Annotated in this window: 8 protein-coding genes; 4 read left to right on the top strand and 4 right to left on the bottom strand. The window is 33.8% G+C overall.

Features of this window, described 5'->3' with window-relative positions; genetic code table 11:
• Positions 1 to 215 precede the first annotated feature (215 nt).
• Positions 216 to 548: a DMT family transporter gene (locus A9G44_RS10410; protein WP_065610885.1), complete on the top strand. Its 333-nt coding sequence runs from the start codon at positions 216 to 218 to the stop codon at positions 546 to 548.
• A gap of 91 nt (positions 549 to 639) precedes the next feature.
• On the opposite strand, the gene priC is transcribed toward A9G44_RS10410, so the two are convergent.
• Both priC and yfbV read right to left on the bottom strand, forming a co-directional pair.
• Positions 640 to 1143, bottom strand: coding sequence for a primosomal replication protein PriC (gene priC, locus A9G44_RS10405; RefSeq protein WP_034910605.1), 504 nt, complete (start codon positions 1141 to 1143; stop codon positions 640 to 642).
• A 5-nt stretch (positions 1144 to 1148) separates the two neighbouring features.
• Entirely contained in the window at positions 1149 to 1613 is a 465-nt protein-coding gene (gene yfbV, locus A9G44_RS10400) for a terminus macrodomain insulation protein YfbV (protein ID WP_065610884.1), read from the bottom strand.
• A gap of 194 nt (positions 1614 to 1807) precedes the next feature.
• Between yfbV and A9G44_RS10395 the strand changes: the two genes are divergently transcribed.
• Both A9G44_RS10395 and pta read left to right on the top strand, forming a co-directional pair.
• Positions 1808 to 3013, top strand: a complete 1206-nt coding sequence (locus A9G44_RS10395) for an acetate kinase (protein WP_034910610.1) — start codon at positions 1808 to 1810, stop codon at positions 3011 to 3013.
• Between the two features lie 66 nt (positions 3014 to 3079).
• The gene (gene pta / locus A9G44_RS10390) at positions 3080 to 5230 is read left to right on the top strand and encodes a phosphate acetyltransferase (RefSeq protein WP_034910613.1); all 2151 of its coding nucleotides are present in this window, start codon (positions 3080 to 3082) and stop codon (positions 5228 to 5230) included.
• A 225-nt stretch (positions 5231 to 5455) separates the two neighbouring features.
• Here the strand turns inward: pta and A9G44_RS10385 are convergent, their stop codons facing one another.
• Positions 5456 to 5923 (bottom strand): MarR family winged helix-turn-helix transcriptional regulator, encoded by a 468-nt coding sequence (locus A9G44_RS10385; RefSeq protein ID WP_065610883.1) that lies wholly within the window; start codon positions 5921 to 5923, stop codon positions 5456 to 5458.
• Positions 5924 to 5926: 3 nt separating this feature from the next.
• Entirely contained in the window at positions 5927 to 6358 is a 432-nt protein-coding gene (locus tag A9G44_RS10380) for a hypothetical protein (protein ID WP_065610882.1), read from the bottom strand.
• 257 nt (positions 6359 to 6615) lie between these two features.
• Between A9G44_RS10380 and guaA the strand changes: the two genes are divergently transcribed.
• On the top strand, positions 6616 to 8199 hold the full coding sequence (gene guaA / locus A9G44_RS10375) for a glutamine-hydrolyzing GMP synthase (protein ID WP_065610881.1): 1584 nt from the start codon (positions 6616 to 6618) through the stop codon (positions 8197 to 8199).
• The last annotated feature ends 358 nt before the right edge of the window (positions 8200 to 8557 follow it).

Genomic DNA, 8557 nt, shown 5'->3' with positions numbered 1-8557 from the left:
TTAAATGGAAACCTAAGCTATCATAAAGCTTTTCCTTTTCAAGCGTTAATAGCTATCTATCTTTACCTCTTCATCACAATTAATGATATTAAAACAAAGCAAAACTATATTTTTCATCTATCAATGTTTAACAGTTAATTAGATATTGATTGTTATAAGATTTCAACATTAATTTTAGGTAATCGGCTTTTTATTTAACGACTATAGGTATTAAGATGAATTCATATTTATTACTTTTTTTTGCAATTATTTGTGAAGTTGTTGCAACTTCTTCATTAAAACTATCTGATGGATTTACCAATCTTATCTATTCCATCATTACCATTGTGGGCTATAGCGCTTCGTTTTATTTACTCTCATTAGCACTAAAAACTATTCCCGTAGGTATTGCTTATGCTATCTGGTCTGGAATTGGAATTGTATTAATAAGCTTAATTGCATGGGTTTTTCTAAAACAAACTTTAGATTTTGCAGCTTTAGTTGGTATGGGGTTTATTATGTTTGGTGTTGTGATTATTAATTTATTTTCAAAAGTATCAGAGCATTGATTAATCGTAAATTAACTATAGGATAAATCCAAATAAAACTGTTCAATCAAATGAATGAGATCAGATTAAAATTAGGAAAGTATGAAATTTATTAATTGATATCATTCTCAATTTCAAATTCAATCTTTTTAATTGCTTGTTCACAGCGGTAAATTCGGTTATCAATTGCGGCGATTTTACTTTGATTGATAATTTCGGGCGATAGCTCTAGCTCGTATTTCATATCTTGTAGTCGGCGCAAATAATCTAGGTGGCGCATATGTTTTTGGGCTAGGGTTTCTGCAATAATATTTTGGAACCCTTTTTGGCGTAGGTTTTGGGTTGCTAGTTCACGCGTTAGGGCAGCAATTTGGTTAACTAACTTGTCAGATAAAAAAGTTATTTGTTCAACTTTTTCTAATTTTATATTAGCAACTAACACTTGATAAGTTTGTTTGATTTTTTCAAGGTAAAATGTTTTATCTGTTACAATTTTATTCGTTTGAAATAGTTGCTCGTCAAAATAAGGTTCTTGAAATTGTTGATCATTTGCTAAATTAATTTGCTGTTCTAATTTGTCAATTTGCTTTCGTAGTATAGTGAGTAAATTTGCCATTGTGATTATTCTTTATAATAAGTTGAGCTATCATTGTCTTGACCGAAATAATCACCTAAATGTAATTTGGCTAGGTTGATAATTTTCATAAATGCTTCAAATGTTAATTTATTGTCTTCTATACTATTTTTTTCGGCAATAATTTTTTTAGCAATTAATTTTATTTTTAATTGGTTATAACAGTCAATTAAATTAAGCGGTAAGGGTGATAGAGCACGTTTTCCTAACCAAAATATTCCTTGCAAGGGCATGCTTAAGGTAAATAGTATGGTTATTATTGTTACAGCAATTTGTGCCGGCATGAAATACTGCCAAAGGAGTAAGCCAATAATGATAGGAGGCAAGTATTTATTTGCGGTTTTTATGTAGTTAATAATTTTTAATTCAGGAAATGAATGTATTAATTGTTTGTCTACTGGGCAAAGCTTCATATACCTTTGACCAGCTTTAAATGTGGTTATTAAATTCATATTATTGTGATTCCTCGACATTCACTTCTTATTGTCTTAAAATAGTGTCATTCAAATTGGGGACTCTCTCTATTTTATCTCAAAAAACAAGATATCAGAAGTCACCTTAGCGTAGTCACATTGATTTTAATCATGTGTTGAGTTACCAATTTTGATTGGTATATGTCTTTATTATTCAATTTATAGGAATTACTATGTCATCAAGTAATAACGCTCTTGTTCTTAATTGCGGAAGTTCATCATTAAAATTTGCCATTATAAACCCTGAAAATGGTGATGAGTTTTTATCTGGTTTAGCTGAATGTTTTCATCTTCCTGATGCTCGTATTAAGTGGAAGCTTGATGGTGTTAAAAACGAAGCTTCTCTAGGAGCTGGTGCAGCACACAGTGAAGCAATTCGTTTTATTGTTAATAGCATCTTTCCACAAAAGCCAGAATTATTAGATAGCATTAAATCGATTGGTCACCGTATTGTTCATGGTGGCGAAAAATATACCCAGTCAGTTGTTATTGATGATTCAGTATTAAAAGGAATTGAAGAAGCATCTGCTTTTGCACCGTTACATAATCCTGCACATTTAATCGGTATTCGTGAAGCATTTGCTGCGTTCCCACACCTAAAAACTAAAAATGTTGCAGTGTTTGATACTGCATTCCATACAACAATGCCAAAAGAAGCTTATCTATATGCTCTTCCAAACGAACTTTATACTAAACACGGTGTTCGTCGTTATGGTGCGCATGGTACTAGCCATTATTATGTTAGTCGCGAAGCTGCTAAGTTATTAAATAAACCAGTTGACCAAACTAATGTTATTACTTGTCATTTAGGTAATGGCGCATCAATTACAGCTGTTAAAAATGGTAAATGTGTTGAAACTTCAATGGGGTTAACTCCGCTTGAAGGCTTGGTGATGGGTACACGTAGTGGTGATATTGATCCAGCGATTATGTTCTTCTTACATGATAACTTAAAAATGTCTGTTGCTGATATTAATAACCTTTTAAACAAAAAATCTGGTTTATTAGGTTTGACTGGTGTGAGCAGCGATTGCCGTTATGTAACCGATAATTACGATAAAGACGAAAATGCTAAAAATGCTTTAGATGTTTTTGTTCATCGCCTAGTAAAATATATCGGCGGTTATGCTATGCTTTTAGATGGTCGTTTAGATGCTATAGTATTTACTGGAGGTATCGGTGAAAACTCAGAAGAAGTGCGTCGTATGGCATTACAAAAATTAGGTATTCTTGGTTTTGAACTTGATCAAGAACGTAACCTTGCAGCTCGTTTTGGTAACGGTGGCAAAATTACTAAAGATGGTTCAGCTATTGCGATGGTTATTCCAACCAATGAAGAACTTGTCATTGCTCAAGATGCTGCGCGTCTAACTGCTTAATAAATATTCAAAACCGCCTAAATGGCGGTTTGTTTTTATACAATAAAGATTTAAGAGGTAATAATTATGTCTCGTACAATTATGCTCATCCCAACTGGCACTAATGTCGGGTTAACAGGTGTGAGTCTGGGCGTTATTCGAGCTATGGAGCGTCAAGGTATTAATTTAAATGTGTTTAAACCTGTCGCGCAACCAAGAGCTGGTGGCGATGCGCCAGATAATACCACAACCCTAGTGAGCAACAATACATCAATTCCAACACTAAAACCGCTTAAAATGAGCCATGTTGAAAACCTATTAGGTTTAAATCAACAAGATGTGTTAATGGAAGAAATCGTTGCCCTTTATGCCGAAAATACTAAAGGAGCTGATGTTGTTTTAGTTGAAGGTATTGTGCCAACATCTGATTATCCTTTTGCTAATGAACTTAATAATAATATTGCTAAAACTCTTGGCGCCGAAATTATTTTTGTAGTTAATATGGGCAAAGATACGCCAGAACAACTTAGAGATCGTATTGAAATTGCTCGTTCTAACTTTGGTGGTATTAAAAATGATAAAATCGTCGGTGTGATTGTTAATAAAGTTAATGCGCCAGTTGAAGAGCAAAATCTTGCTCGTCCTGATGTTGCTGAAATTTATCATACCCCTAAATTTGATGATAAGAAAATTACTATCGATGATTTAAATGCACACAGTCCATTGCCTGTTCTTGGTTGTATTCCTTGGAATATTGATCTAAGTGCTTGTCGTGCTATAGATATTGCTAAGCATTTTGATGCAAAAATCATTAACGAAGGTTGTATTAAAAATCGTCGTATTAAACATGTGTCTTTCTGCTCTCGCAGCGTACCAAATATTATTAACCACCTACAACCAAATGCACTTTTAGTGACTTCTGCTGATCGTGCTGATGTGTTAGTTACTATCAGTTTAGCGGCAATGAATGGTGTGGCAATTGGTGGTGTACTCCTAACTGGTGGTTATGAAATCGACGATAAAATTGCAAAATTATGCCAACCTGCATTTGATACTGGTTTACCTGTATTTACAGTTAAAACCAACACTTTCCAGACATCGATTAGTCTACAACAATTTAATTTAGAAATTCCTGCTGACGATAAAGAACGTATGGAAAACACCCAAAATTATGTAGCTGATCATATTGATGCTAAATGGATTAAATCATTAAATGAAGTAGTGAATTCTGCACGTCGCTTGTCTCCTCCTGCATTTCGTTATCAATTAACTGAACTTGCGCGTAATGCAAAAAAGGTAGTGGTATTACCAGAAGGTGATGAACCAAGAACGGTTAAAGCAGCCGCAATTTGTGCTGAGCGTAATATCGCTAAATGTGTATTAATTGGGAATCCGGACGAAGTGCGTAAAGTTGCCGCTTCACAAGGCGTAACTTTAGGGCAAGGTGTTGAAATTGTTGATCCTGAATTAATTCGTGAAAAGTATGTACCTCGTTTAGTTGAATTACGTAAAAATAAAGGCATGACAGAAGTAATTGCTCGTGAGCAATTAGCTGATAACGTAGTACTTGGTACAATGATGCTTGAAGCAAATGAAGTTGATGGTTTAGTGTCAGGTGCTGTGCATACAACCGCTAATACTATCCGTCCACCATTACAATTAATTAAAACTGCCCCAGGTAGTTCACTTGTTTCATCAGTATTCTTTATGTTAATGCCTGATCAAGTATATATTTATGGTGACTGTGCAATTAATCCAGATCCAAATGCACAAGAGTTAGCCGAAATTGCCATTCAGTCGGCTGATACAGCAATCGCCTTTGGTATTGAACCTCGTGTTGCGATGATCTCATACTCAACAGGTAGCTCTGGTCAAGGTGCTGATGTTGAAAAAGTGAAAGAAGCAACTCGCATTGCTCAAGAAAAACGTCCTGATCTAATGATTGACGGCCCATTACAATATGATGCAGCGGTAATGCCTGATGTAGCTAAATCAAAGGCGCCTAATTCACAAGTTGCAGGTAAAGCTACTGTGTTTATTTTCCCTGATCTTAATACAGGTAATACCACATATAAAGCAGTACAACGTTCAGCGGATCTTGTTTCGATTGGTCCTATGCTACAAGGCATGCGTAAACCTGTGAATGATTTGTCTCGTGGTGCATTAGTTGATGATATTGTTTACACTATTGCATTAACCGCAATTCAATCAGCACAAGAACAAAACGCTGCAAAATAAGTTTAGCAAAACGTTTTAACTAACGATAAAAGGTGATGCAATATCACCTTTTTAATTAAATTTAGCCAACAAGTAATAGTTTTTTAAAGCTTGAGTTATAGCGATTCAGTTTTAAAGTATTTTGTTCTAGAAATTTGCGACAAGGTCTTCAAAAACTTATTTTAAGTCAAGTCCAAGCATTCAAAGTTGATAAAAACAATAAATAATAAAAATTTATAAATGATTTTATCCCTCCATGTTGTTTTTTAATAGTGTTAATAACATTTTCATAAATTGTTCTTTATCATCTTGTAATATGGAAAAAAAATCTTTATCTATTTGTTCAACCAAAGGTACAGTTTCATTTGCTTTATTCAATCCTTTTTGGGTTAATTGAATGGATTTTGCTCGACTATCTTTAATTGAGCAAGAGCGTTTTATATAATCCTTTTTTTCTAAATTCTCTAATATTTGGGAAATTGTCATCACATCGATATTTGTTTTATTTGATAAAATAACTTGTGTTATTTCGTCTGGCCGCTGTGATAGATAAGCAAGCGTTGCAAGCACTATAAATTGGGGATGAGTGATAGACTGTTTTTTCAAGCAATTTTTGATATTCGTATGCCAGGACGAATAAGTTTTCATAAAAACAAAACCAATAGATTCAGAATCAGTTCGGAATTGAGTCAAAAACTTATTGTTCTTTGTCATAATTTACCCTTCAACTAAGCCATTTAATTTGTAAGTTTTATCAATAATATCATCTGAAATCTGTTTTATAAAATCATAGGATGCTTTCGTATCCATTTTTAGATCTGGTTTTAGAGAAATTTCTGATTTTAATGCATATTGATTATGTGATATTTCCATAATTTGATGTGAGAAAAACAGTAAACCTATTTCAGGCATATCAAATTGTTCTGTAAATTCTTGCTCATCAATAATCTTTGATAAAGTCACTTTCATTTCTGGTATATTTTGTAATTTGAAAATACCTTTAGCCCCTGTTTTTAAGTCACCAAATATACGAAAGTCTTCAAGATCAGTTTCCCATAATTTTCTTAAATTAAACTCAGTATAGTATTGCCAAATTTGAGTTGGTTTAGCTTTGGTTGGTAATATGAAAGAAATTGAAATGGTATTCATAACGTCTCCTTTTAATAAGTTTATTTATTGCAAGTTTACTTATTAATTAAGTAAAGAAAATTCAATTCTTTGATCTGTTGACTTATTACAAGGTTAATTTGATGATCATTTTATTGAATTTTGTAATAACATGATTCCAAAATTATTAATAATATAAAATATTTATAGTTGTTTTTAATTAATGCTCTCAATTTAATCGGTAAATGATACAATAGCATCCTAATTTTGTAATAGTTTATAGTTTAGGAATAAAATTGATGAAAAAAGACATCCACCAACAACGCATATTGATCCTTGATTTTGGTTCTCAAGTTACCCAGTTAATCGCTCGCCGAATTCGTGAAATTGGTGTGTATTGTGAACTGTGGCCGTGGGATGTATCAGAAGAGAAAATCAAACAATTTAATCCTAAGGGTATTATTTTATCAGGTGGTCCTGAAAGTACCACCGATGCTAATAGTCCTCGTGCTCCCGAGTATGTTTTTAATGCTGGCGTACCTGTTTTGGGTATTTGTTATGGCATGCAGACTATGGCAATTCAAGTTGGTAAGGGCGGTCAAGTCACTGGTTCTAACCAACGTGAATTTGGTTATGCTAAAGTGGATCTTGTTGGATCGTCAAAATTAACTGATGGTATTTTTGATAGCGCAAGTGAACAAGGCGTTAATCAACTTGATGTTTGGATGAGCCACGGTGATAAAGTAACAGCATTGCCTGATAGTTTCACACTGATTGGGCGTACTGAAACTTGCTCATTTGCTATTATGGCTAATGACGAAAAACAATTTTATGGCGTTCAATTTCATCCAGAAGTAACTCATACTGTAAAAGGTTTCGAGTTATTGCAACGTTTTGTGATTGATATTTGTCACTGCGAAAAACTTTGGACACCATCTTCAATTATTACCGATGCTATTGCTAGAATTAAAGAACAGGTTGGCAATGACAAAGTATTACTTGGCTTATCAGGAGGGGTTGATTCTTCTGTTACAGCATTGTTATTACACCAAGCTATCGGAGATCAATTAACTTGTGTATTTGTTGATCATGGTTTGTTACGCTTGAACGAAGCTCAACAAGTTATGGATATGTTTGGTAATAAATTTGGCTTAAATATCATAGCTGTAAATGCTGAAGACCGCTTTTTAGCTGCACTAAAAGGTGAAGCAGATCCTGAAGCAAAACGTAAAATTATCGGGCGTGAATTTGTTGCTGTATTTGATGAAGAGGCGGCAAAATTAAAAGATGTAAAATGGTTAGCTCAAGGTACTATCTATCCAGATGTTATTGAATCAGCTGCTGCTGATACTGGCAAAGCCCATGTAATTAAATCACACCATAATGTAGGCGGATTACCAGAAGATATGAAAATGGGCTTAGTTGAGCCACTGCGCGAATTATTTAAAGATGAAGTCCGTAAAGTTGGTTTAGAACTTGGTTTACCTTATGACATGCTTTACCGTCATCCATTCCCTGGTCCAGGTCTTGGCGTACGTGTACTTGGTGAGGTTGAAAAAGAGTATTGCGACTTGTTACGTCAAGCTGATGCTATTTTTATTGAAGAACTTTATAAAGCTGATCTATACCACAAAGTAAGTCAAGCCTTTACTGTGTTCTTACCTGTTCGTTCAGTAGGTGTAATGGGGGATGGTCGTAAATATGATTGGGTTGTATCCTTGCGTGCAGTTGAAACCATCGACTTTATGACGGCTCATTGGGCTCAGTTACCTTATGACTTCCTAGGACGAGTTTCAAATCGAATTATCAACGAAGTCAATGGTATTTCTCGTGTCGTATATGATATAAGCGGAAAACCGCCAGCGACTATTGAATGGGAATAATTGTATTTAATATCACGTAATCCCATATTGTCTTTTTTTGTTATTTTAAGCCTTGTTTATCAAGGCTTTTTAACCTCATTTAATCCCACTTAAACTCAACTTTTTTAGTGGAATCTTTAATCAGGAATAAATACACTAACAAAAACTAAGTTTAAATTAGTAAAACAAAAGGAAAAAATAAAAATTCCATTTTGATTGTATGTTGCATTTTCTAAAATTGGGATAAAATCCTTTTCCAAATTAGGTATTTGATAAGAGCATTATTTACTAGAATTATTTACAGTAATTTGAGAAACTACTGTAATGAATATAAACAAAACAAAACTAACTCCTTGTCACAGACAAGAGATATGTCGCT

Origin of the sequence: Gilliamella sp. Occ4-3 (genome assembly GCF_001690675.1) — a bacterium.
Taxonomy (GTDB): domain Bacteria; phylum Pseudomonadota; class Gammaproteobacteria; order Enterobacterales; family Orbaceae; genus Gilliamella; species Gilliamella bombi.
Note: the sequence above shows the minus strand (reverse complement) of the source record. Positions and strands in the feature narration are given on the sequence as shown.